The organism is Wolbachia endosymbiont (group A) of Apoderus coryli (assembly GCF_947251615.1).
Classification (GTDB): Bacteria; Pseudomonadota; Alphaproteobacteria; order Rickettsiales; family Anaplasmataceae; genus Wolbachia.
This window is the reverse complement of record NZ_OX366367.1, coordinates 276,482-302,612: the sequence shown is the minus strand read 5'-3', so window position 1 is coordinate 302,612 and position 26,131 is coordinate 276,482. Positions and strand designations below refer to the sequence as shown.

General features: G+C 35.8%; 14 protein-coding genes and 4 pseudogenes. 4 read left to right on the top strand and 14 right to left on the bottom strand.

The window, feature by feature from the left end; translation table 11 throughout:
• Positions 1–221: 221 nt before the first annotated feature.
• From OPR43_RS01680 to OPR43_RS01635, 10 genes and pseudogenes are all read right to left on the bottom strand, one after another.
• Positions 222–608: pseudogene (locus OPR43_RS01680) on the bottom strand (patatin-like phospholipase family protein); the annotation flags it as partial.
• A gap of 15 nt (positions 609–623) precedes the next feature.
• The gene (locus tag OPR43_RS01675) at positions 624–845 is read right to left on the bottom strand and encodes a hypothetical protein (RefSeq protein ID WP_265035155.1); all 222 of its coding nucleotides are present in this window, start codon (positions 843–845) and stop codon (positions 624–626) included.
• Between the two features lie 60 nt (positions 846–905).
• Positions 906–1,391, bottom strand: coding sequence for an ankyrin repeat domain-containing protein (locus tag OPR43_RS01670; protein WP_265035154.1), 486 nt, complete (start codon positions 1,389–1,391; stop codon positions 906–908).
• 67 nt (positions 1,392–1,458) lie between these two features.
• Positions 1,459–2,403, bottom strand: coding sequence for a phage late control D family protein (locus OPR43_RS01665; protein ID WP_265035153.1), 945 nt, complete (start codon positions 2,401–2,403; stop codon positions 1,459–1,461).
• Between the two features lies 1 nt (position 2,404).
• Positions 2,405–2,614 (bottom strand): tail protein X, encoded by a 210-nt coding sequence (locus tag OPR43_RS01660; RefSeq protein WP_265035152.1) that lies wholly within the window; start codon positions 2,612–2,614, stop codon positions 2,405–2,407.
• Positions 2,611–2,958: a phage tail protein gene (locus OPR43_RS01655; RefSeq protein WP_265035150.1), complete on the bottom strand. Its 348-nt coding sequence runs from the start codon at positions 2,956–2,958 to the stop codon at positions 2,611–2,613. Before OPR43_RS01655 ends, OPR43_RS01660 begins: the two co-directional genes overlap by 4 nt.
• Positions 2,958–5,534, bottom strand: coding sequence for a phage tail tape measure protein (locus tag OPR43_RS01650; RefSeq protein WP_265035148.1), 2,577 nt, complete (start codon positions 5,532–5,534; stop codon positions 2,958–2,960). The genes OPR43_RS01655 and OPR43_RS01650 overlap by 1 nt, the downstream gene beginning before the upstream one ends.
• Before the next feature lie 109 nt (positions 5,535–5,643).
• Positions 5,644–5,901, bottom strand: a complete 258-nt coding sequence (locus tag OPR43_RS01645) for a phage tail assembly protein (protein WP_265035147.1) — start codon at positions 5,899–5,901, stop codon at positions 5,644–5,646.
• A gap of 22 nt (positions 5,902–5,923) precedes the next feature.
• Positions 5,924–6,430 (bottom strand): phage major tail tube protein, encoded by a 507-nt coding sequence (locus OPR43_RS01640; RefSeq protein ID WP_265035145.1) that lies wholly within the window; start codon positions 6,428–6,430, stop codon positions 5,924–5,926.
• A gap of 52 nt (positions 6,431–6,482) precedes the next feature.
• Positions 6,483–6,656 (bottom strand): annotated as a pseudogene (locus tag OPR43_RS01635) (phage tail protein); the annotation flags it as partial.
• A 530-nt stretch (positions 6,657–7,186) separates the two neighbouring features.
• Between OPR43_RS01635 and OPR43_RS01630 the strand changes: the two are divergent.
• Complete coding sequence (locus OPR43_RS01630) at positions 7,187–8,980, top strand: reverse transcriptase/maturase family protein (protein WP_265034303.1); 1,794 nt, start codon at positions 7,187–7,189, stop codon at positions 8,978–8,980.
• A 31-nt stretch (positions 8,981–9,011) separates the two neighbouring features.
• Here OPR43_RS01630 and OPR43_RS01625 read toward each other — a convergent pair whose 3' ends face one another.
• Positions 9,012–10,061, bottom strand: a complete 1,050-nt coding sequence (locus tag OPR43_RS01625; RefSeq protein ID WP_265035144.1) for a phage tail sheath subtilisin-like domain-containing protein — start codon at positions 10,059–10,061, stop codon at positions 9,012–9,014.
• Positions 10,062–10,348: 287 nt separating this feature from the next.
• Positions 10,349–11,375, bottom strand: a pseudogene (locus OPR43_RS01620) (IS110-like element ISWen2 family transposase).
• A gap of 338 nt (positions 11,376–11,713) precedes the next feature.
• Here OPR43_RS01620 and OPR43_RS01615 point away from each other — a divergent pair.
• Complete coding sequence (locus tag OPR43_RS01615; protein ID WP_265035142.1) at positions 11,714–12,421, top strand: hypothetical protein; 708 nt, start codon at positions 11,714–11,716, stop codon at positions 12,419–12,421.
• On the opposite strand, the gene OPR43_RS01610 is transcribed toward OPR43_RS01615, so the two are convergent.
• Positions 12,396–13,228 (bottom strand): IS5 family transposase gene (locus OPR43_RS01610; RefSeq protein ID WP_265029708.1). Its coding sequence is split into 2 segments (ribosomal slippage): positions 12,396–12,862 and positions 12,862–13,228, totalling 834 coding nucleotides; the frame shifts between segments, so codons are not numbered across the junction. The two genes, OPR43_RS01615 and OPR43_RS01610, sit on opposite strands and share 26 nt — an antisense overlap.
• 76 nt (positions 13,229–13,304) lie before the next feature.
• Between OPR43_RS01610 and OPR43_RS01605 the strand changes: the two genes are divergently transcribed.
• A complete protein-coding gene (locus OPR43_RS01605; RefSeq protein WP_265035141.1) occupies positions 13,305–14,021 on the top strand; it encodes an RICIN domain-containing protein in 717 nt (238 codons plus the stop codon).
• A gap of 527 nt (positions 14,022–14,548) precedes the next feature.
• Entirely contained in the window at positions 14,549–25,942 is an 11,394-nt protein-coding gene (locus tag OPR43_RS01600) for an RHS repeat-associated core domain-containing protein (RefSeq protein WP_406832882.1), read from the top strand.
• A 5-nt stretch (positions 25,943–25,947) separates the two neighbouring features.
• On the opposite strand, the pseudogene OPR43_RS01595 reads toward OPR43_RS01600, so the two are convergent.
• Positions 25,948–26,061: pseudogene (locus tag OPR43_RS01595) on the bottom strand (Rpn family recombination-promoting nuclease/putative transposase); the annotation flags it as partial.
• Positions 26,062–26,131 lie beyond the last annotated feature (70 nt).

Sequence of the window (26,131 nt, the reverse complement as noted above, 5' to 3'; positions counted from 1 at the left end):
TAAACTTTAGATGTTTTTGAGTATCTTTATTACCTGGTTACTCAAAATTGCTGCTTGTTTTATAAGAGATAGATTCGCTGAACGTATAACTGATGCACTGCCTCTCACTAAGAAGGCACAGTAAAAAATTGGTGTAACTGTGTATAAGGTATCAGCCTAAATTAAAACTTTTTGTTATTTTTTATTCTTTTTAGCTAAATAATTTGTTGACAATAAAAACGGTATCTTGTAATTAGTACCTTACTTAAAGTGTTTTTTAGAATATCTTCACCAAAATACTTGTCCAATATCGACTCGATGTTTTCATATGGGTATTGTGCGCAGTTAAACCAAGATAATATTGATCGCCTAAAAAATGAAGACTTGAAAATACATGCCCCATACTCTTGGTAAAGCTCAACTAAATCATTTGCAGAGTATTGAGGTTTGCCTTGATCATCTTTCTTGCATAACCCAGCCACAACAATGCCACCGGTTGAAGTACCTGCCATTAGGTCAAAGATTTGGGAAATAGGTTTTCTTGCTCTCTTTTCTATTTCTGCTAGTATTATGGCTGGTATTATGCCTCTTATGCCTCCGCCGTCAACGGACAAGATATATTTAGTCATTGTGAAATTTAGTCGTTATTTGTGTTTGTGAATGGCTTCAAGTTCATTGACTTCTTCAGTGAGGTTTTTCACTCTCTCTTCAAGTCGATAGACTATTTCTGTTAGTCCTTGGTTTTGTTCTACAAATTTATCATGCATGTGAACCCGTAAATCTAGCTTAGCGAGCCACCATATCGCTGCTACGGTCTGTATTACCATAGTGATAATTACTGCTAATGGGATTTTCTGGTTTGGCATAATGATTTGAAATGTTAATTTGTGTTATTGAGAATTTGTACTGCGTGTTGTACGTACGATTTATTGCTCTGACTTATATTGTTTTTCTGCCTCAGCAAGTAGATCTACAATCTCTCTGTAAGGCTTATTACTTTCATGATAAGATGACCTAATTGCTATAGTTTTTGCAGTTCTCCCTTTCCAGTCTCCAACATGAGGGTTAGCTCCTCTCTCCAACAAAAGTTTTACAACCTCTAATTGACCACCGTCAGCAGCATCAAGCAGTGCTAAACTCATAGTGTTTATGTCTACTCCTTCATCTAACAGAAATTTGACAATTTCTAAGCATCCTTTCTCTGCCGCATAATATAATGCCTTTTTACTAATACTTGAATCATCTCTACTTTTTTTTACTAATGATTTCACAGTTTCTAAGTCACAGTTCTTAGCTGCTACTTCCAACATTTTCTGATACTCCTCAGCAGCCTTGGATTTTTGATAGTAATACGTAATAACAATACATACTATTGCCACTATAAACCACAGTGTAGCTTGTTTCTTGAACATTTTGCTCATATTTAGCATTTTTTTCACATTAAATCAGCAATTTATTTACTTTCTCTTAACATAAATCTCACTTACTCAAAGATGCCGATAATGCAGTACGATATCCCGAACTATTTAAAGTATGTTCTGCTCTATCAATTACCCATTCACCATCTATATCTTGATTGAACCCTACAAGGTTAAGTTTTGCCTCTGCAAATAACTCTGGATTACCTGGTATTGTCATTTCTAAAGTTTCATTGTTACGCTGTAGTTGTTTAAATTTGGCATTTGCTGCACTTAATGCTGATTCTGCATTCGGATAAATTGTTTGTATAGGGTAACTTGGTTCACCGCTACCTACTGTTTCTGATATTGGTTCTCCCTTCTCATAGCTATACCATTTTGCTATCACTGAATTATATTTATCACGTACAGTAAAATGCACTTTCCAATTGATTGTATTTTGAGGTCTAATAGTCGTTGTTCCTAAAGCTTTTCCTGTTGCTGATTTTGCTGCGCCTTTTGGAATAAACAATACATATCCTCCTGCTAATTTTGCCATTGCTTCTCGCTCTATGGCTATTCTAGTTAACAAATTTATATCACTTTCTTCAGTCTGATCAATGTGTGGCATCAATATATCTTTAAATTCTTCAGCAACTTTGTACCCATATCCATGCTTATTTGCTATTTCTTTGACTAAATCACCAAGTGTAATCTGGTCCCATGCCCTAGATACTTTTTCCTTTAGCGATATCATCAAGTTTGTTGCATGAGCTTTGATTGTTAGGGTTTTTGGTGGACTTTGTACTGTAATTTCATTGACTGTATATACACCTATGGGTAGTACTCCTGTTTCTCTATATCCCAAAGCAATCTTTAGCTCTTTTGGAACTTTTATGTTATCATCCCTGTAATCAACACATATTTCAACTACATCCTCTATAGTCCCTGATTCATCAGTAACATGCATTGACACCAAGTGATCTTTTGCTAATTCATACCCTTCAATGATAAACTCTGGTTGCATTTTATTCCCAAACCTTTAAAGTTGACTTTTGTAGAGGCTTTTCTATTACAGGCAATTTAATTTTTAGTCCTGCCGGTAAAAAACTTCCATGTTCTGCAAGTCCAGGGTTTTCCTCTAATACTATTTCTACTGCTCCTGAAGTAAATCCGTAGTGTTTCCAACAAATATAGTCCAACATGTCATTCTCTTTTGTCGAGTAATATATAGTCATAAGTAATGCCTTAAACTTAAATTAAATTCAACTTTTTTCGGCAACCCACAAGGAAAAAACGACGTTTGCTTTTCTTCAAAGCGAGTGATTACAAATTGTCCTAAAACATTTCCCATGCTATCAACTAAAGTGTGAGGTATTTGGTTTTCTTCTGTTTCTTTCATGTTCTTTAATTGATCTAACCCATTATGAAGATAGATTATCCCTTCTAAATCTACATTTTCTGCCCCTTGGCCAATATTCTGTAGTAATTGCTTACCAATACACTCAACTACACTCCAGCGTTTCTCTTTGCTATACTTTAAACTCGTTGGAGAAAATTTATATGGACCGAAGGATAACATTAGTAAATGGAGTCTACGGTATCAAACATAACATCTCGTGATTTTTCTCTTATTCTTTTTATTACTTCATCTGCAAGACTACGAACATCTTGATTTGGCTCTGCTTTAATGCTGATAGTGTAATTATTAGTGATGTTCTGAGTTTTATTCATAGTTTTTTGTTCTTTATTTTCAAACTTACTCCTTGCAAAGTCTGCAAATATCTTATCATTATCGCTCTCTGTGGACTTTTTCTCCTCAATAAGGCTTTTGACTTTTATATTATTCTTTCTTCTCTCAGATATTTCTTTAATTATACTGTTATTCAACAAAGGATTCCCATTGCTGAAAGTGCTGCTCCTCAGGGGAGTATGGACTGCTTTTATTTCAGTAACAATACTTTTTCTTTTTTCAAATTCCTTCAATGGACTATTTTCAGCAACTTTTCCAAATATACTACCGACAGTATTTCCCAGCCATGAAAACATCTCTCCAATGGGTTTTATTATCGATTTTATATACTCCCAGATGCTAGAAAAAAAGTTCTTTACCTTTTGCCAGTTAGATATAACAAGTATCGCACCAGATGCAAGTAAGGCAATAATAGCCCCTATAGGGTTGCTCACAATTGCTGCTGTCAAAAATCTCACTCCTGCTGCTACTGCAGGTAGAGCTGATGATAGTAGAGGAAAAGCTTTCGTTGCTAAGCTCAAAGTTGTAGCTTTTAAAACACTCAGCCCAGTAATTACCGCTGGAATAGCATATGACGATAATGATATCAGTGCTGGCTTAACTACCCCATGCAAAATAACCGAAAAAGTTAACATTCCACCTCTAATCAGATTCCATGCATAACCACCACTTACTGCTAGAACTTTAAGACCTATTAGTGCTGCTATGACACTCATTATTCCTGTAGTAATAACTGGAAACTTTTCTGCAAACCAAGCTATGGGGTTAGTTATCTCTCTTAAAAGACTACTTACCCACTTTAAAGGAGGTAGCATTACTGAGCCCAAGTTCATTCCTACTTCCGCTATCGCATTTCTCAGTAGTCTCAAATTATTTGCTGTAGTTGCTGCACGATTGTTAAACTCTTCTTGCATGGACTTTTCAAATTTTTTCTCGTCAGCTAACTGATTTATGGCATCTTTATAATTCTTTAAGCTTCCAACTAGTAATGCAATATCATCCTGATATTCTTGACCAAAGAGATTGAGAAGAATTTGCGAACGTTCCTGTTTATCTACTTTCTCCAGAGTTTCAAAAAAATAAAGTAGTGCGTCTTGGCCATTTTCGCTAATCCTTTGTGTCATCTCTTCTGCAGTGATTCCCATGTCTTCCAATGCTGCTTTGAACTCTTTGCTCTGTCCCTCAGCGGTCTGGAGTTTACTAAGTAGAGCGTTTATTGCAGTAGCAGCTTTTGCTGGTTGTTTTCCTAAACTAATGAAGGCATTTACTAAACTACTTGTTTCCTTAATATCAAGACCAAACTGTTTTGCACTACCACCAACTATAGCTAATGCTTTAACCATATCTCCTGCTTTAGCAGCACTATTATCTGAAAGGTGATTTATAATATTACCTACCCTTTCCATGCCTGCTACTTCAATTCCATAAACATTAGCAAGTTTAGCTATGGAATCACCTGCTTCTTCTGCAGACATATCGAATGCTGTAGACATTTTAGCTACTGTTTCTGTGAATGAAAGCAGTTTCTCTTTTTTAATACCAAGTTGTCCACCACTTGCAGCTATTTGTGCTAATTCTGCAGCTGATAGTGGTATTGTACGGGATAATTCCTTTAATTTCTGGCCAAATTCTGCGGCTCCTTGGTTATGAGCTGCATCATCCTCAGCAAATTTCACTACCTTCTTAACATCAGCCATAGCACTTTCAAAGTCAATTGCAACTTTAATTGGAGCTGCAAGCGTTAATGCAAGCCCAGCCGTCTCCAACATTTGTGATCTAAAGTACGCTTTTCTCCCCAAAAACATGTCCCGTTTTTTGATGGCAGTATTCAACTTACTGTATTGACCTCTCAGCCTGTCTGCAGAAGCACCAAGTTTATGTTGATCCCTTATCAAGGACTGAACGTTCTTTCCACTTTTTCTTACTTCTTCACTGAATGCATGTAGAGTATTTCTCTTTTGTAAGTATGCTGCTTTTTCCTTCTTTACTTCTGCCCTAGCTTTATCAAACTCAGCCTTTAAAGTTTTGTCTTTCTTATGTTGTGAATAAGCTTTTTTTGCCTCTGCCGCTAACTTCCTAGCTTTGTCAAGAGCAACCTTTGAAGTTTCGTCTTTTTTCTGTAAATAAGCTTCTTTCGCCTTTACTACTGACGCCTTTGCTTTATCAAAAGCAGCCTTTAAAGGTGCTCCCGACAAGAACTCTAATTTCTTTTCCAATTTGTTCAAAGATACCTTAGCAGCTAGAGCTCCATGTCTTAATTCCTTGAATTTAGATCCCGATTTCATCGATGCATCAAGTTGCTCTATTGTACTCCCAAGACGGGAAAGTTGAGCATTACTTCCTGCCATTACGCTATTAAAGCTACCATCTAGTATGGCACCTATTTTTACTGATAATGTTGACATTTAAATTCCCCCGCAGCTTTGGCCCATAAAATAAATTCGTTTATTTCCATCTCAAGTACCTGCTCAATTCCGCCACCTACGACAGAACAGAGCATTAACACATTTAGCCTTAAGTCCTTTGTGTAACCGATGGAAAAAAATCCTTCAACGCTTCCTGTATTTTCATGTAGTCTGCAAAATATAATTCCCAAATTGTTTCCTTTGTTACAGATGCTAGGTTTGCTATTAATCCAACTTCTTTTTCAAAATCACTACTACCGGCACGTTCCATTGTTAGGCAGTCTCTTACTTTGACTGGTCTAAAAGTTAATTCTGAAACCTCAATTCCTTCTACTGTTATTGGGTTATCAAGTTTTACTGTTTTCATATTTTTTTCTCCTATAAATAAATTAAATCCCTAAAATCGTTTGTAACAAAGCCATTTGATCAACACCGTTAATTCTGCGAATCATATTCTCAGCATCGATTTCTATCAGTTCATTGCCACCTATAGTAAGTTTATAATAATGGGCAGCTACGGTACATTTTAGTGTTGCTTTCTCAGCCGGTTTCCAGCTACCAAAATCAAATTCTCTGAATATTCCTCTGAGATTGATAATTACTCCTTCGATATCATTACTTCCACTGCCTTGTAATCCGCCCCTTAGCGTCAAAGAAACCGAATTACCATCTATGAGGCCAAAAAGCCTAAATAGCTCTGTATCGTATTCAGAAAAAGTGAAATCTGCTTCCAGCTTTTCCATGCCCATATCAATATTTATTGGAATATCCATACCACCTGCACGATATTCTTCTGTTTTTATGGTAAGTTTTGGCAAGGTTACTTCATCTATTTTTCCTGCGTAACCTCTACCATCAACAAATACGTTAAAATTCTTTAAGATTTTTGGCAGCATTTTTTCTCCTGTTTTAATGTTGCTAGATTTTGTCTAGAAGGCAGGTTGCCTTTTAAAGTATTTGGTTGTTCACTAAATGAGATCTAAAAGTAACGTGTTCGGCTGGATAAGATGTATTAAATTCAAAGTCAAAATACACTTTCCCATTTGCAATATTTGCCGGTGTATTGAGCTCTGGTGTTTCATAACATCTTCCACTGGTAATTGCCCCCTGTGCTTTTAAATGGTGCGCCGTGGTACGCATTAAGAAATACTTAGCGGAGCTAAGCGGGGTTCAGAATAAATGGCCTCGAGGTGAACAACTAACTTTAACCCGAAAGGGAAGGAGGACAAGAGCATGTATGTAAAGCGAGAGTTATCTGAAGATGTGTAAGATAACGGCTTGCAACACCTGATCAATATGGTTAAAGCTAAACTGCTTGAATTCTAATCTTCAGGGGTGGGACTTCACATCCATGGGTATCGCATTTAAAACCCCATGTCTACGGTAAGCACAGATTAAACTTTCGTTTGTGTGACATTCTGGCTGTAGAACGATAAGTAGTGAACTTATTTAAGAGGATGAATGGAAAACCTAAGTTGATCTAGAACAGTTCTTAGTGACGGAACATGGGATGACCTAAGGAACGCGAGTTCTATGGTTACGGAGTCATCGTAGTAGTCGTGAAAGTAACGAATCACCGGGGAGTGTGGGAAAGCCACATACAGGGCAAAGGGTGACAGATAATTGAATGTTGAAATTGGGAGGTACGCAAGATGCGGAAAGCTGAAACAATACTTAACATTATACGTGAACGTGGACAAAGAAATTTGCCGGTTAAAAACGTATATCGCCTACTTTATCAGAGTGATCTTTACCTTCGAGCGTATGGCAAACTTTGTCGTAATAAAGGTGCTATGACAGAAGGTGTGACAACTGAAACAGTTGATGGTATGTCTTTGGAGAAAATCGATAAAATCATAGAGGATTTACGCTATGAGCGATATCGGTGGACACCAGTAAAACGTATCTATATTTTAAAGAAGAGTGGTAAACGCAGGCCGTTAGGGTTGCCAACATGGTCAAATAAGTTACTTCAAGAAGTAATCCGATTAATATTGGAAGCCTACTATGAGCCTAAATTTAGTGAATGTTCACATGGATTTCGACCAAAGCGTGGATGCCACACTGCATTAAGAGCAGTAATGCAAAAAGGCAGAGGTACAAAATGGTTTATAGAGGGAGATCTCAGTGCATGTTATGACTCAATTGATCATACTATGTTGTTGAAAATACTGAGTGAAAGCTTCCAAGATAACCGTTTTATTCAGCTAATCAATCGACTGCTAAAAGCAGGATATATGGAAAATTGGAAGTACAATAAGAGTCATAGTGGGGTACCACAAGGTTCTATTATTGGTCCAATTCTGAGTAACATATTACTCGATCGGTTAGATAAACATGTGGAGCATATACTAATACCAGCAAATAACCGAGGTAAGCGAAGAAGGACAAATCCAAAATATTTAAGGTTAACCATGCAAGTATCGATGATGAGAAAACAAGGGAACTGGGATCAAGCAAAACAACTGCGTCAATTAGTGCAGGGTATGCCATCTAAGGATTCTTGCGATCTAAATTATCGACGTCTTTGGTATGTTAGGTATGCTGATGATTTTCTGGTAGGGTTTGCAGGACCAAAGAATGAAGCTGAACAAATTAAGAATGAGATTGCTGGGTTTCTCAATGAGGAGCTCAAACTTATGCTTAATGAAGATAAAACGTTTATTACACATGCGTGTGATAGCAAAGCCAATTTTTTGGGTTATGAAATACATGTTTTGCATGCAGATGACAAACATGATCATCGGACACAACGATGTATTAACGGTAGTATTGGGTTACGTGTACCACATCATATAAAGCAGAAAAAGTGTTCTGAATATATGCGTTGTGGTAAACCGATACATTTACCTCAACGTACAATTGATACAGCTTACAGTATTGTTGCTCAGTATCAAACTGAATATCGAGGAATTGTACAATACTATAAAATGGCCTACAACCTTCACACACTAAGTTATCTGAAATATGTGATGGAAGTATCATTAGTAAAGACTTTAGCATCTAAATACAAAACAACTTGCAGGAAAATTTATAGAAAATTTGGTGCGACGATTGAAAACGATGAAGGTGAAAAACGAAAAGTCATCCAAATCAGAGTAGATCGTTTACCATCAAAGATACCATTAATTACACACTTTGGTGCTGTGTCGCTAAAATGGAATAAATGGGTAAGCATAAGTGATAACCTTATACCAATATGGAATAAGCGTAGTGAAATAGAGCAAAGACTATTGGCACAAACTTGTGAATTATGTAAATCACAAGAGCAGATTGAAGTACATCACGTACGTAAACTTGCTGATTTGCTAGGTAAACGTAATACTGAACTACCGGAATGGAAAAAGAGAATGATTGAACGACAGAGGAAAACTCTTGTTGTTTGTCATGAATGCCATAAGAAAATCCAATATGGAAAATATGATGGTGACTCCTTAAAACGTTAGATTATTGGAGAGCCACGTGATACGGAAACGATCATGCGTGGTTCGGAGAGGGGTTGTTGGAAAAGTACTTAACAAGTAACTCGCTGGCTGCCCACTCTACGGCCAGATAAGAATTCACCCCCTCAATCACATCATCTATATAAGTTTTGGTAATATTTCGATCAACTGCCCATAGATGAGCTCGCAGTAGACTATCATTGATTAGATCTGCAGTACGCCTAACCGGCAGAAAAGCCCACCTTTCATCGTTTGAACATGTTCTATTTCCCCATAGTCTGTAGCCATTTTGATGAATTATCGTTGTTACTTCATTTTCATTTAAGTGGTTTGCTCTACAACTTGTATCACCTAAGGTAAAATCAATAGCCCTACTTGTCCCAACAATACCATTTATCTCTTTATTTGAAGGTGATTGCCAAAAGCCTTGTTCACTATCTACTTTGGCTATTAAACCGGCTACAAATGGGCTAGACGGCAAAGTTTCTTCTTTTCCATCAATAACCCAAGGATCAACTACGTAAACTCTTGCACTACCTACACTTTTTCTCCACTTTATTGCTTCTTCATCATTGGTATTTGGACCATCTGCTACTATTATCGCCCTTAGCTTTTCTGCTATAGGAATTAAAGCGCTGACCACTGGGTTTCCAGCATCTTCAGGCAATTGATGAGTAAACTGAGGTGCAATTAGTATTCTTGGGGCAACATGGACTATACTTTCACTGCTTAAGAATGCTTGAATGCCTTGATATTCCCCAGTTTCTTCATCAACTCCTCCAATGATATTTCTCAATATTTCTTCTTCTTGATCAGCATTTTCAACTCGAATAACTACTACTGTTGCACCAACCTGGGAAAATATTCCATTCACTGCAGAAGGCAGAGTTCCTCTTTTTCCAAGTTTTGCTGCCTCTTTTAAGCTTCCTACTATTAATACTGGACTATTGAGTGGAAACTTTTGCCCGTCAGCTTCCGGAGCAGTACCAATTACACCTATCACTGATGATTTAGCTGTGCGTACTGTCCTTGCTCCAGAGGTAATCTCAATAACATTTACCCCATGCAAAAACTGTTCTGTCATTTTTCTCCTTGTAATGTTGAATTTCGGAAAGTGGATAGAGAAAAGATACCGTCTTGTTAGTCAACAAAAAAGTCATAAAAATTCTCCAAATTGCATAATAAAATCAAAAAATACTTCCAACTGTGTAGCAGTATACAGATTATAGTTAGTGGATATGTTGATAAGTAAATTAGTTACATATAAAACAGCAGAAATTTACTTATCAACATATCCACTAACCAACAACATTCAATAAATTTGTGTAAGATGCCATTTTACATAAGATGAATTAGAAGCATTTTTTGATTTTAAAGTACTAAACCTTCAGTTAACCTTTTAGCCCTATAGTTCTTGATATGATCTGGATCAAAGGCCTTTTTTGAACTTAAAACACCAAAAACTATATGAAGTAACTTACGCATTGCAGCACCAACTATGGCCATAGCATGCTTGCCTTTCTCTTTTAATCTTTCGCAAGAAGCCATAATGATAGGATTATGCTTTTTAGCTGCTATAGCAGGAAAGTACATTGCCTTACGTAATGTTCGTGAACCGGTTTTACTTAATCTGGGCTTGGCATGTACGGATGAGCCTGATGTTATATTTTGTGGTATAGTTCCAGCATATGCTGCCAATTGCCTAGCATTTATAAAGGCTTTTATACCAGGAATTTCAGCTAAAATAGCTATTGCTGTTTCCTCTCCTATTCCTGGAATAGTTAATAGGAGTTGAAAATCTTCCAACAATTCTTTGTGTTGTTTTAATAGTTCGCGTATGGAGTTTTTTATTGTTTCTATTTTTTGCTCTATGTTCATTGCAAGGTCTTCCCAAGCATTTGCAACTTCTTTAGGCAGTCTCTCTCTCTTTCTTTTCTAAATGATTATTTGCTAATGTTAACTCATCCTTTAACGCATTTGAGCAACGATAAAGATGTTTTAATTTTTTCTTTTCAGGAGAAGGTGGTGTCCAACGAGAAGGTTCCTGTCTTTGACAATAATCTGCAATAATCTCTGCATCAGTCTGGTCATTCTTTTGTCGTGTAAGCTTACTTTTTGCATAAAATCTTATGCAAGCTGGGTTTACAACACTAACGAAATATCCAGCGTTGTGGAGGAACTCAGCCAAAGCTTCGCTATAACAACCAGTGGATTCCATGCAAGCTTTTACTTCTTCTACGTTATGTTTTTGTAGAAAGTTCAGTAGACCTTGAAACCCAGTATCATCATTTTTAAATTTCCTTTTCCTAGTTTCACGCTTTCCTTTTTTACTTATGAATGAGAGAGAAACATCAAAGCGTTCTTTTGAAACATCTATACCTAAAAAGTTGTTGATCATATATAACTCCATATACTACTATTAAAAATGAAAAGTAAGGCTTACCTTGTGAATACAGAATTAGAACCATTTAGGCCTTTCTACGATACCGTCCAGCCTCTACTTTTGAGAAGGGAACTCTTTTCTTTTCTACAGATTTTATATCTAAGGAATCTTCCAGAGTTCTTCCCTTCTCCACCTAATGCTTAAGCTTAAAAACACTAGATGCTTTTTTCAAGATACAAGAAATTATTAGTCAGTCAAACACCTCATCTGAAATAAAAGAAGGAGCTGAGTCTATTGTAAGTAGCTTAAAGGATAGGGTAAAAGCTGTAGCAAAAGAGAGATTAAAAGACGGTATGCTAAATGATCGTTATGCTTCAGTTAAAGAAATTGCTGATAAAGTTTATAACTTCGATAATACATTGTTTGGTAATGTAATTAAAGAAGTTGTGAACGATGTATATGGAAGAGTAGATACAGAAAAAATATTGAGCATGATGCGCAGCAGCCACAGTAGTATTGTGCAGGATATTCAAGGTTATGTAGCTGTATTTGATAAGATGAAAGCAAATGGTGATTTGAGTTTAAATGATAATACAGTTAGCCCAATATTAAAGTTAACTTCTCTTGTTAAAGAAACAATGGAGATGCCTAATTATCGTAATGTGAATTCACAGTATAGATCTGAGCTTGAAGATTTGAAACGCCAGTTACCAGACATAAAAAGCTTAGCAAAAGAGAAGTTAAAGGATGGTATGTTGTATGATCGTTATGCTTCAGTTAAAGAAATTGCTGATAAGATTTATAATTTTGATGCTGAATTGTTTGGTAATGCCATTAAAGAAGCTGTGAACGATGTGTATGGGAGGGTAGATACAGAAAAGATCTTAAGCCTTATACGTAGCCATGGTTATATTGCGCAGTCTATACCAGGTTATGTAGCTGTGTTTGATAAGATGAAAAGTAGAAGTGATTTAAATAACAAAGCAGTATTTAAGTTAGCTTACTATATTAGAGGTTGTCCGGAAACTAGTAAACTTAGGCATATTCCCTCCGTAACATAACCCTACTCATAGCCAGATATATGAAACTTTCAGTAGATGTTGTAAGTAAATCGTACTCTTTTGATAGTCTTCTATTCCTATTGATCCAAGCAAAAGTCCTTTCTACCACCCACCTTCTCGGCTGTACTAAAAATCCAGGATCCCGTTGTGGCAATAGTTCTAGTGGTGTATCTTTATGCACCCAAAACCTACATGGAGGCCTTTTCACAATTTCAATATCTATGCCATATTCTTCCTCTATATGGGTTTTTAAATCTTTTCCTTGGTACCCCATATCAGCCCACATTTTTTTTACTTTAGTATATTTTGTTCTCATATTGTTTAATGCTATTTTAATACCATCTCTATCATTTTCATTAGCAGCTCCTACGTAACAACTTAGTATAAAACCCTGAGTATCTGTAATTATATGTCTTTTTCTCCCCTTTACCTTTTTCGCACCATCATAACCTTTGACCCCCCTTTTTCCGTGGTTTTTACCGACTGACTGTCCACTATGCATGCGCTCGGCTCTTCATTTCTTCCCATTTTTGACCTACTATATTTAGTGATATCATAGTTCATTTTCTCAAAAATCCTCTGTTTCTTCCATTGCCTAAACTGCTCATATACAGTCTTCCATAGCGGAAAATCATTTGGTAAATACCGCCATTGGCACCCTGTACGCAATACATAGAAAATTCCCTCTAACATTTTTCTTTTACTATATTTTGGCGGTCTTCCTCCTTTTTTGTATGATACTCTGAAGTACTTCTCTATTTGTGCCCATTCCCTTTCACTTAGATCTGTTGGATACTTTTTTCTCATCTTTACCCCATACTAAAATTTCAAATATCATAGCCTTTTACCTGTTTCCGGACAACCTCTTAAAGAAACAATGGAAATGCCTCATTACCCTGATGTCCACTCAGAGAAAAGATCTAACCTTGAGAGCGTAAAATCGAGGCTACCAAAGTCAGTGAAGAATTTGGTATTTGCATCACAGGTATGTATTAAAAATGTTGAGTATGGAAGGTATTTATATTCGCCTAATGATTATAGTGGTTTTCAATTTGGCGATAATAGGAGGTATGTGTTGACCTGGAAAGCAGAAGAAAGGGCAACGGGAGGTGAGTGGAAGGTTGAGCTTAAAGATGATAATGTTTATCTAAAGAATGTTCGGTATGGAAGGTACTTATATTCGCCTAATGATTATAGTAGTTTTCAATTTGGCGATAATAGGAGGTATGTGTTGACCTGGAAAGCAGAAGAAAGGGCAACGGGAGGTGAGTGGAAGGTTGAGCTTAAAGATGATAATGTTTATCTAAAGAATGTTCGGTATGGAAGGTACTTATATTCGCCTAATGATTATAGTAGTTTTCAATTTGGCGATAATAGGAGGTATGTGTTGACCTGGAAAGCAGAAGAAAGGGTAACGGGATGTGAGTGGAAGATCGAAGATTGTAGTAATGGACGTAGAAGACGTGATGTAATGGATAATACCACAGCCTATGAAAAAGGAGATATGGAAGAAAATGCGCAGCCATCTTCTCATATCAGTGATATTGTTTTAGAAAAAGTAAAAACAACAGACAAGAATATATCTTTTATTGGGAGGTAAGTTAATTAGCCCTATTTACAAGGTAGGGCTTTTCTTTTTTTATTCATGGAGTTTTTATGCCTAATCTTTATCAGCTAAATTTCTCACGACAAGCCTTTCCCTTTGATAAAAATATAGAACTTTACCGCAGTGGGAATAGTAGTAATGCTACCTTGCAGTTTTATGCTTTTTATAACGGCAAGCTATACAAGTATCGATATGATAATAGGTCTGAATTCTTGCAGAGAGAGTGGAATTCAACACTGATTACAGATGAAGTATCCGAAAGCCGAGTTTTACACTTTCCAGAGACATTAGAAAGTATGTTAATACTAAAAACTCCACAAGGTATTAATTTTTATCAATACAAGAATAGGAATTTTGATCTTCTGGCTAAAAGTGATGACTTCGATGAAAATGAGTTTAATGATGTCTATGATTGGAATAAGCACGGTAACATTATAAAATCTGGTCATTTTTACCATGATCAAAGCGTAGTTGGGATCTTAACTAAACATCAAGAATATGGAATAAAGTTTTATGCAGTAATGAAAGATGAGCTTCTTGCCGGTGAATATCCCATCTGGCCACTTGATACTAACTTGAGTATTCTTGGGAATTATCCTCAAGCAGATTTTTTCTTATCTGATCTTCAAAGGAAAGGTCAGGAGAACATTATTGTGCGTAATAGGGAAGGATTGAACATATATGAATTTAATCAACGTAATGGTCTTGAACATTTAATGCAGGTACCAAATGGTGCAAAGCTTGAAAATTCTGAAGAAAAATTATTTTTTCCTGACTTAACTGGCCAATTTTATAAAGATATTGTAGCACTAAATTCTAGTGGATTATTTATCTACCAATATAGTAATAGGCAAAATAATTACCGATTTATCAATTATAATCCGCTATTTTCCAAGATAAAAGGATGGAATACAGAGCATATAAATTCAGTCCAATTTGAAGATATAGACTTGGATGGTAGACAGGATATGCTTTTTACTGGACCAAGGGGAATAGATATACTCACATTTGATAATTATACAAACCAGTGGAGGTCTTTACTGGATAACTCTCAACTTACTATTTCTGAACGTCATAGTGATATAATAAGGGCTATATATGCTAATCCATCAGTTGGAGAGCCCCCTATTGTTTTCACTCAGCACAAAAACCAAATACACTGGGCAAATATTGCTGAAATTGAAGAATCGATAGAGGAAGAAGTTGGGATTCAGGCAGCTAATGAAACATCATCTCAATCAATACCACCAATAGTACCACAATTACTTCAATTACAATCTGAGGAAGAAAAGCCTACTCTTTTACTTAGGGATCAATTAGATTTTTCTTCTATTATCGATGCAGTTGATAAGAATACAGGAAAGCCGAGATTTAAGTTACCATTAATTGATTTATCGAATCTCTCATCTGATATTAAGCTAGACTTCTTTTATGATGGCAATAATAAAGTATCAGGAGATCTAGGACTTGGTTGGTCCATACCACAAAATTTTGTAATGATGAGTCATCAATCAAGTATTTTTCCTGAAGATGAAAAGTATTATGTTATTTTGCAAGATTTGCCCCAGCAGCTAATATTTGACTCTAGTAACTCAACTGATACTGTTTACTGCTTTAAGTTATCGACTGATCAACCTGATTTACGAATTCATTATCATAAAAATGAAGAAAGATGGGAGATAAATAGTTCGGGTATTAAGCAAATTTACGGACGCACTGGTAGTACTCGATCAGACTCTATCAATTGGGAGCTAGCATGGGAAAATTGGCGTGGTGTAGGTAGTAGCTCTACAGGACAAAAAAAACTAGCTACTACTTGGTATTTGGCTGAAGTAAGAGATAAAAATGATAACGTAGTTCGTTATACGTATGACATAGTTAATATTTCGGTGCCGAATGGTGAGAGCTTTACTCAAGAAATTTACTTAAAAACCGTTGGTGACAATCAAGGAAATGAGGTCATTTTCAACTATTCTGATAAAGAAGAAAGTGAATATAATTTACTCCCTTTAATAGATAAGGACGGTAATCTAAATACGGAGAAGGTGCAGACACGTTATCTTAGTGGTTATAAGGTTAGTACTCCAGGCTATCAGCAAGATGTTGATTTCGTTTACAGGGTAGAGGATGAGGAGCATCTTTTAACTGAAATAAGACAACGAGGAGATATTACTAACCAATCAATTCTACAGTTTACTTATAAAGAGTTTTCGGCATCACATATGCTAGAAAAAGTAACTTTACCAACAGGTGCAAGTGTTGAGTTTAGTTATCGGTTAATAGGGACAGCGTCTTACATTACTGAAGAATTAGGACGAAGATACGATGTGCAGAAAAGCCATAGGATAGATTATGGTAATAATGATGTATTGATTAGTTATATAGATGAGCAAGGACAAGTAGTATTAAGAATGTTTAATCAGGAGATGACAGAGGAGTTATATTCATCTGTATCAAGTTCCGTTTTATCAAGGTTTCCTCTACTAGGTCGTGGTTTAGTAAAGGCACACGAAATTATGCATGCAGAGGATTTTTTTGCTGTGATTCTATATTATAATACTGATAAAGAGCTATGTTTATTTCGTAAAGAAGAAGATAAATGGCTACCAACTCCAACATATTATAGCTTTAATGAAGATACAATGATCAGATTTGGTGCAGATTTTACAGTTGTAGCAAATACTAACTCTTCTGTAGAGATAATTGATTGGAATAAAGCATCTAAACAATGGACAAAAAAACCTTTTTTCAATAGAGACAATACATCTCTACTCCTTGCAGCGTCTGGTAGAATGTTTTTAATTTATGATGATCAGGGCTTATTAATAGGGTACCGAAATCATGATAATGAATGGCAATCTAAAGTAATCAAAGAAATACCTGGAGTAGCTAGTGACATACAGAATACTTTAGATAAGTTTGAACTAAATGGTGGTACACGTAAGCAGATACTTGATTATCTTAGAAACAATGCGCTACAACTAAATAACAACCTGCTATTTTTAAACACTTGGAGAGCAGATGGAACACAACTTCAATCAATGTTAAATTTATTTGTATTGGGAGGTAATTATACCGTTGTTCAGGAGCAGCAACATATAATTAATCAAGACAATATTAATTCGTTTTTGCATAAAATTGAAGACACAAATAAAAATCAATTTAAGCTTGCTTACAAAGCTATAGGAAATAAGTTCAAGTTTATTGTGAAAGATTTTAGTGGCCCAGTTTATAATGCCATGGAAGAAGGGAAGAACAAAGCATTAAACGAAATAGAGAGATTAAGGGAGGAGGTGCCAATCAAAGCTGAAGAGCTGAAAAATAAAGCTTTTTCCAATATAGATGAGAAAGGTAATAAACTTTTATCTGAAGCAAAGTCGGATCAGGAAAGAGATCATATTCGGCAAGAGATTCAAAAGGAAAAAGGTAAGATTATAAAACAACTAGAAGAAGAAAATCATAAGGCTTATAAACAGTTAAAAGAAAGAGAAAGTGAAATTTATCAACAAACAGAGGGAAACAAAGCTCAATTTCGCGAGAATATATTCAATTCATGGGCAAAAAAACTTTTTTTACTTGATGTTACAAAATATAGTGCAACTTTGAATTCACAGGTTGCAGTGTGTGGAAATAAGAAATTTACTTTCACAGGTGATAGATGGAAGGAAGGAACAATATCAGAAACAGAATTGAGACAAGAAAATTTGTCTATTCCATTAGGTAATAAGCTTGTTCTTGACAAAGAAAATTCACGATCTTCATTAAAGTTGTATAGTCAAGGGAGTAATGGAGAGAAGCAAGGAAGTAGCTTGCTAGACTTAGGAGTAAAACAATTAAACCAAACTTTTGTACGAAATATGTATCCTGCTTATTTAGCTTATCAAGAAAAAGATAAACAAGTAGGTGTAGTTGAATTTTCAAGTGACGGTACAATTGGTAAAACATATAGATTGCCTCAAGAGGAAAAGTTAAGTTCATGGAGTAGTTATCAAACATTAGTAACACACATTAATAATCTTGATTCAGGAGAAAGGAACACTTTAGTCTTTCGTCAACAGCTTGGTATAAGGCGCTTATTGCCCAATCCTGTAGTTACAAAGACTACAGTGACACTTGAAAATGGTAGTAAACGTATTACAGGCTATGAATATGACATTTTCTCAGCAAAAGCACTGGGTAATTCTGTATATTATGAAAAAATCTCCATAATTCCAGGTAATAACAAAACTTCTTTTGGCTGGATTGAAGAAGTGAAGGATTTCGATAACTATTCTAATGCAGAGAAAAAGGTATTTAATGCACAAAAAGTATTAATAAGGACCTTAAAGCTTAAAGAGGAACAGGCTAGTACCAACGATACAATAGTAGATAAAGAAAACTTATACTTGAAAACTACTTTATTAGATAAGACAGGAAAATTAGAGGTAGCACAATTTTTTCCTTATGAGATAGCAGATGAGGAGGTTAGCCATTATGGATTTGAGAATTATGAGATAAATAAAATTGGAAAAAATGTTACTTTACCTGAAAAAAGATGGTTATTTAATGAAACTGATGTAGTAAAGCAAGGATTTTCATTTACTGGACAAAGTTATTTAAATTTATCAAGAAGTACTTTAGAGGGTACATTCCAGCCTAATAACCAAAATCAAGAATATGTTGCATCATGCTGGATGAGGCCGCAAAGTAGAGTGTTTGGTCTTGGTACTGTTACTCCTTATCTCAAAGCAGTTGTTTATGCTGAAAATGGTAATGAAATATTTAGGCTATTAAGCGAGGTTAAATTTCAATCTGGTGATTGGTTCTATTTAGAAGTAGTTATAGATCTATTACATGCGAAACAGATTTATAAAGGCTTACAAAAAAGTTCAAACTCAACCTTGACAGAGCAACCTGACATTAATCTTAAAACATCTATTATTGTGAGTCCTGGAACAAATACCACAATTGATGTAGATCATGTACGTTTTTCACCGTTGAACAGTAATTCTAAAGTTAACGTATATGACACTAAAACTAAACAGGTTAGAGAAGTTATACAAGCTAATGGATTAGTCGAAAAATATGTTTATGACGAATACCAAAAGGAAATAGCAAGTATAAATGAGTATGGCCAACTTGAGAAGTTGAGCTCTTATACTAAAGCTTCAAGTATTGGAAGAGTAGTGCAATTAAAGAGTAGCATACAGATTCAACCAGAAACAGGATTTTATGAAGATTTTTCTCCTTACTCGTTTAAGGAACGTTGGAAAATAGATAATGCGGATGTTTGGAAAATTTCTTTAGGTCAACTGCAACATTTCACTAATCACTTACATAGCTTGCAGCTAAATCCGTATGATATTAACTCTGCTTCTCACGGAATGAGGATGTGTTTTTCACTGCAGTCAGAAAGCTCCATCATAAAGTTTAATGATGATCTGAAACTGATGCGTACAGGCAACAGAGCTAACATTATATTTCCAGGAAAAAGGCTATCTGTACCACTCAATGGTGAAATTCTAGTAGCTGTTGAGCATGGTCGTTTATTGGTCTGGGTAGATGGTGGTTTATATTTTGATGGTTCGTCAAACGGTTCTTTATTTAATTTAGGTGTTAGTGGTAAAGTAAGAATAAGCGATGTAATGGTCTTCAGCGAGCCAAGTATTCAGGTAACTTATTTTAATGCACTGGATGAAAAATTACAAGAAGTTGTATTAAAAGGTGAAAATACAGCAATAGTGACAGAGTATCTATATGATGAGCTAGGTAGACAAACCATTACTACGCAATCAGCACGTATAGAAAGATCTAGTAGCCAATCTGTACTAGCTTATTACCCTAATTTTGTTACTAATAGTAACCCTTATTCGGCAAATTCAGTATGGAAAATTGGCAAGTTACAGGGCGATGTAAGTAGAATTATTGGAGAGCATAGTTATAGCCAAACTCAGTATGACAATAATCCTCTGGATGAAAGATGTGCGGTAGGGCTGCCTGGTAGGGAATTTTCTGTTTCAGGTCCTTATGCAAAGCGCTTTGCTTCTTCGTCTAAAAATCTATTTATCAACAATCTTTTTCCTACTAGTCAAAACTATAGTTATCAAGTGGAATATAAACCTGGAAGGGTAGAAGATATTTCTGTCTTTGATAATAAGAACAATAGAGTGGCTCAGTACACCCATGTTCCAGGTAGTAGAGATTTACTAAGTACTTATGAGTATGATGAAAATGATAAGCTAGTGAAGAGCTTGCCACCTCTCTATCACGAAAAAGTACGTACTTTTCATAAACTTAATTCACAGCTCCAATCTTTATCTACAGAAGAAAAAGCATTACAAGATTTCTTAGGAGCACATACAAGTTATGATGGAAAAGGAAATGCAATTATAAAAACAACACCTGATTCTGGAAAAGTGGAGCATTTATATGATAATAACGGATTGCTGAAATTTGCTGTGCATTATTCTCAGCTTAACGGTGAAGAAGTTGAAAACGTTATATATTTTGATTATGATCAATTAGGCAGATTGATCAGTACAGGCAAATTAACTTCTCCGCTTCCTAAAAAAGAAGATTTACTGACTTTGGCAATATCTAGCAATAACACAGAGAAATATCAACAATTTTACCATAGCGATTCCGAACGTGAACCTATATTGCGTGGAAAGGTAAAGAGAACCATTACTTTTAACAACAAAGAACCTTTAATTGAGGAATCAATATTAAATATAGATAAAGAAACCTTAAGTAAACGTATTCTTATTCCAATGAAAGATAATGATGAACCTTTGCTAATTGCAATAAATAAAAGGTATGCGGCAGGAAAGCTAAGGGAAATAGAGTATCCTATCGATGTTCAAGGCAATCCTTTTAAGCTTACTTATAGTTATAATAAATTGGGTAAGATTATAGGAATTGGTGTATCAGGAAAACACAATCTTTTTGTAAATTTTGTTCATAATTCTGCTGGACAAGTTATTAGTGAGCAGCATTTACCAGAATCGGCGAGGAATTTTACTCGTCAGTATAGCTATAATGCTCCAGGATTTCTGACTAAATTGGAAGATAAATTCTTAACAGAGAAAGTTTATTATACTGATGGAAGTTACGGTGGGCACGGATATGGTGATGGGACTGTTACACGTACTGAATTTAAGGCAACTTGGCATGAACACTGTGATAACAGGAAACTTGGGTTAAATGAACAATCGTTTGTAAGTGAAAATATCACACCTGAAGAGTCAGAACTTTGTTTTCATAAGCTAAAGGAAGCAGGTTATTTAAATGAGCATAACCACCAAAATAAAGCTTACTATCCTGCTTTGGAACCAAAATTACCAATTCTTTGTAGTTACGGAATCACTGGACGTCAAATTGCAAAGACTTTAGGAGAAAAAGGTTTTCCTACTGAATATGGGCATAGTTATGACTATGGTAATTACCAAGAACTAACTAAGGCAAAATATTTTGTAGGGAATGAAGCACCTTTACCATTGCAGCCTGATACGTTTGCTAAAGAAATTCAAGGAATAAATAGTACAGTTTCACATGATATATGGCAAACATTGAGAAGTGCTGGATACTTGAGAGAAGATAATGCGAAAGCTGATATATCTCTATCTCATGCTAAGCGAGGAAAATCCTTTATTCGTCCAACATTGTTTAGTGACCTGAGAAGCGTTAATGCTAATTATGGAGGCTATAAATTACCTCTGGAAAGATTGTTAGCTACTGCTTTTTCTCAAAAGAAAAACCTATCATTGCTAAAATCAAATTTGCAGGATGCTTTCATAAAGTGGAATAGAGGAGTTGGAAGTAATGAACTGAAGCAGACTGCAAGTAAAATTATAGAAATGCTGGAAAGAAAGCAGTATCTAGATAATCCTCTGAGTGAAGAGTTTAGCAATTTATTAGGGAAATATGAGTCATTTATTCCTGATATAGTAAAGTTATTATCAGAACACTTTGCTAGACAACTTGGTGAAGCAGAATTTGACGTTGAATCGTATGATATAGATGCAAATGGCAACCATAAGCATTACTATACTGGATTTGATCGTTATGAGCTAAGCTATAGTAACAATACTAACCAAGTAAACAGTGTTAAATTTAAATCCTACTCTTCATCCAAGACGGAGCAAAAGTTTGCTATAAAGCATGACAGCCGAGGAAATATAATTCAAGCGTTACATCAAGGCATCGAGCAGATTGATTATGATTCAGTATCAAATCGTGCAACCAAGATACGATTAACTGATGGTAAAGCATTGATCTTTTATTACGATGCTCAAGGTGAACGTATATTGAAAAGAGTTACTAATAGTAAAGGACAAACAACGAAAGAAATACATTATATACGAGACGAATTCGGTCGTGCTTTAGTAGAAAGGCAAATTACATATATTTCTCAAGATTTACCACCTGATATACTTATCACTGCCTACATCTATGGTCCAAGAGGGTTGCTTGGATTTATACGTAGAGATGAATTTTACAGCGTAATAACTGATCATGAAGGTTCAATAAGGTTAGTAGTAAAAGGTGATGAAGTGGTAGCAGCCTATGACTACTTGCCATATGGTAATTTAATGTGTGAATACGGAGGCAATCCGGAAGCTCATATTGCATATCGCTATACTGGTCAAGAGTTGGATGAAGAAACAGGTTTATACAACTACCATGCACGTTTTTATGATCCAAGCATTGGCCGCTTTTACCAAATTGATCCTAAAGGACAGTATTTTAGTCCATATAAGTATGCTGGTAATTCGCCAATATCAATGATAGATCCAGATGGAGAGCTCGCTTGGTTTATACTTGTACCACTTATGATAGGATTAGGTACGGGAGGGGCGTACTTAGGTGGATCTGCAGCAAATAAGAATTGGAATCCTGGTAAATGGGAGTGGGATAGTGGAAAGACTTGGCTAGGCATAGTAGGTGGTGGGATTGGTGGAGCATTATTGCCTGTAGGTTTTGGCGCATCTGTAAGTGCTTTTACTACTATAGGTTTGTCAAGTTCAGCAGCTATTGGCGCAACTACTGGTTTAGGAATAGGAGGAGTTTATTTAAGCACAGCTGCAACTAATAATAATTGGGATCCAAGTAAATGGGATTTCAGCTCACCAGAAACATGGAATGCAGCATTTCAAGGATTTGCGATAGGTTCTAGTGCAGTTGGTGGAGTTAATACAGTAAAGACGGTTTATTCAGGTTTATCTACTAAATTAGGCAAAGGCCTTTTTATAGCAGGTAGCATAGGTACTGGTGGAGGACTATTTGCCCTCAATGGATTTGCTGCTGGTTGGGATTTTTCGAAGCCAGGGGTTTACTTTGGCTTTGTAGATGCAATTACAGGTGCTCCTGATTTGCCTATGTTTTTACGGGGAGCCAGTAGGTTTCTAAGTAAAAATGGACGTAATGTTGTAAGCAGCTTTGACAGTCTTAAGTCATTTAGTAATCAAAGAGTAGGTGGAATAGTATTTTCTCACCTGGATCTAGCTTTACACAAGCACCCTTTCCGTAAAACTATTATGTTTTTAGAAAGCTTATCCAGTCATCAATTCTTGAAAAGTGTAGGAAAAATTGCCGGAGGAGTGGCAGGGGCAGGTTCTTCAGCTTATTTGATGGGTAGTGCAATCAGCGAAAATGGATGGGATTTTACTTCTGCATATACTTACCATGCTATAATTAATGGAATGCTTACAGGGGGGCAGCTTGCTTCTTCCGGTAGAGCTTATTATAAAAGTAGGAAAGTTAAAGGATCTATCGGAAAGAACCAGGAGGAAATGAAGCAACCGATGATAGAAGCTAATAAATTACAATCCAAAATAGATTGGAATGGTAAAGTTATTGGATTTTGTGTGAGTAAAAGTATACGAAAGAAAAGAGGAGCAGCTCAGAGTACCATCCTTTTGTGCCCCCCTACTTCTCCTATCCCTAGTATTGAGAGCCAAGAAAAGTTTAAAAACAATGCAATTACTTGGCTTGGTGAAAACTCGGTTAGTACTTTAGGGATAGATTTTTATAGATTTAGGACAAAAGTTGATTTGAGAAATGGGAATGTGTACCCCTTTAGTTTGACTAAAGTTGGTAGAGACAAAGTTGGTAGAGACAAATATGTTTTATCTCCTAATCCGCAGGATGTTAACGGTGTCGAGGGGTATTGGTTATCGACTAACGATAAAATTACTATCGATCCTCATAATGGTCCTCGTTTTATTTTTACAGGTGAGCTTCAAGGATGCTCAATTCATATAAAATACGACGAAACTACGAATAAAATGGAGATTTTCCATCGTAATAGAAAACACCTCGATCAGATTTATTTTGATGCCACAGGAAGACCTATAGATGGTGATGGCATACCTATTCGTGAGCTAGACGGTGTTGAACGACTGTTAGATAAGAATGGCAACCCTATAGAAGCAATACCCAGCGGTTCACTCTCTCTAAATGATGGGCTGTTGGGTAGAGATGGCCAACCTATTACTACGATTAATGGCATAAACATAGAAGAATTATTGAATAAAAATTTAGCCAAGGGAACTGATGAATTAAAACAGTTTTTAGATTACGATTTGAAAGGCGGTACAACTATAGGTTGGGAAGAATATGCTGTGGGATTACCTGAGAATTATGATGCTATTAGTGCCGCTAATCCTGGTCCTCGCATTAATACAACGCCTTTTTTATACCGACAAGATAACGGTAAGTGGGTTTTTATATCCCAGCAAATTAAATATTCTGGTTCAGGCAAACATCCAATAGAACTAGGACCAGGACAAGTGTTTAATTTTGAACTAACAGGGAAGACTTTTACAAAGGAAATCGAGGGCATTCCTTTACCTCCTCGAGGAAGAAAAAAACGATCAGTGCAATCTAGTACTCCTCTACATCTTGCTGCTTCTTCTGGTAAATTGGATGTAGTTAAATACCTTGTAGATAAAGGTGCTGATGTTAAGGTAAAGGACAATTATGGCGAGACTTCTTTACACAGTTCTTCTGGTAAATTGGATGTAGTTAAATACCTTGTAGATAAAGGTGCTGATGTTAATGCTAAAGACAATAATGGCAAAACCCCTTTGGCCTTAGTAGGTTCATGGAAAACAGAGTTAATCCAATACCTTGAGTCAAAAGGAGCACGTCGTTCTCGTCGTAGTATTCAATTTCAAAGCTTATCAGAAAAGACTGAAATTTTGCATCATGATGACAATGAGTTTTTTTATGCCCAAAATGATGCCAATACAGACCTGGAAGAGCAGCAAGTTACAAGTAGAGCAAATAAGACGTCTTCATGGATAAATGATTTATTTGGTTGGGTAAAAAGCTCTGTGAGCGGGTTATTAGGTTCTAAGCCTGCATTACCTAAGAAAACATCAAATACTACAAATTCAATCTCACAAGTTGATGCAAAAATGGATGTAAATGGTACGATAATGTTACTTGATGTGCTGGTTAGAAAGGTCACGGGTCAAAAGTATATTTCTACAGTAGATCAGTCTATATCTCCACTAGAGGCACAGGGCTATGCATTAAGTATCATAGAGAGATTTGAGAAAGTATTGAATGAAACGGCCATTAAATCAGGTATATCAGTAACAAATCTAAACTTTGATCCTGTAGAAGTACAATCAGCTATAGCTGGACAAATAATAAGTGAAAATTTTTCTAAAATACCAAAAATTCTATATTCATTTGCAAAAGAAGCGTGTCCAGAATTTAAACAAATTGACAAGTTTCTAGATCATTTAAAGAGTAACTTAGAAGAAGTTTTAGCTAAGCAAGAAGCTATGATACTACAGCAGAAAGTAGAAAAGCCTTTTAAAGTTTTAGGTCAGGAAGTTTCAAGGAAAGGACAGTTATCTAAAAAGCCGGATACATTCTTAAATGGAACATCAGTGGTTCAAGGAATAAGCAGAGCGATAAATTGAGGGGACTATGTGGTCTTTTCTGTCTGTAACTGTTTTATCTCGTCAAGAGAAAGGTCCGTAGTTTGTGATATAATGTTAATAGAAATGCCAGCATTAAGTAGGTTTTTAGCCACAGCTAGGGAGTGTTAAATAAACCATACGCGTCAAGTTAAGGAAAAGTGTAAGTAAAGTTGATAGAGTGAAGGAAAA

What these genes read in the sequence shown, in the direction of transcription:
- OPR43_RS01675 (WP_265035155.1), bottom strand. Translation starts at nt 845, where the DNA reads ATGCCAAACCAGAAAATCCCATTAGCAGTAATTATCACTATGGTAATA.
- OPR43_RS01670 (WP_265035154.1), bottom strand. Translation starts at nt 1,391, where the DNA reads ATGTTCAAGAAACAAGCTACACTGTGGTTTATAGTGGCAATAGTATGT.
- OPR43_RS01665 (WP_265035153.1), bottom strand. Translation starts at nt 2,403, where the DNA reads ATGCAACCAGAGTTTATCATTGAAGGGTATGAATTAGCAAAAGATCAC.
- OPR43_RS01660 (WP_265035152.1), bottom strand. Translation starts at nt 2,614, where the DNA reads ATGACTATATATTACTCGACAAAAGAGAATGACATGTTGGACTATATT.
- OPR43_RS01655 (WP_265035150.1), bottom strand. Translation starts at nt 2,958, where the DNA reads ATGTTATCCTTCGGTCCATATAAATTTTCTCCAACGAGTTTAAAGTAT.
- OPR43_RS01650 (WP_265035148.1), bottom strand. Translation starts at nt 5,534, where the DNA reads ATGTCAACATTATCAGTAAAAATAGGTGCCATACTAGATGGTAGCTTT.
- OPR43_RS01645 (WP_265035147.1), bottom strand. Translation starts at nt 5,901, where the DNA reads ATGAAAACAGTAAAACTTGATAACCCAATAACAGTAGAAGGAATTGAG.
- OPR43_RS01640 (WP_265035145.1), bottom strand. Translation starts at nt 6,430, where the DNA reads ATGCTGCCAAAAATCTTAAAGAATTTTAACGTATTTGTTGATGGTAGA.
- OPR43_RS01630 (WP_265034303.1), top strand. Translation starts at nt 7,187, where the DNA reads ATGCGGAAAGCTGAAACAATACTTAACATTATACGTGAACGTGGACAA.
- OPR43_RS01625 (WP_265035144.1), bottom strand. Translation starts at nt 10,061, where the DNA reads ATGACAGAACAGTTTTTGCATGGGGTAAATGTTATTGAGATTACCTCT.
- OPR43_RS01615 (WP_265035142.1), top strand. Translation starts at nt 11,714, where the DNA reads ATGCTAAATGATCGTTATGCTTCAGTTAAAGAAATTGCTGATAAAGTT.
- OPR43_RS01605 (WP_265035141.1), top strand. Translation starts at nt 13,305, where the DNA reads ATGCCTCATTACCCTGATGTCCACTCAGAGAAAAGATCTAACCTTGAG.
- OPR43_RS01600 (WP_406832882.1), top strand. Translation starts at nt 14,549, where the DNA reads ATGAAAGATGAGCTTCTTGCCGGTGAATATCCCATCTGGCCACTTGAT.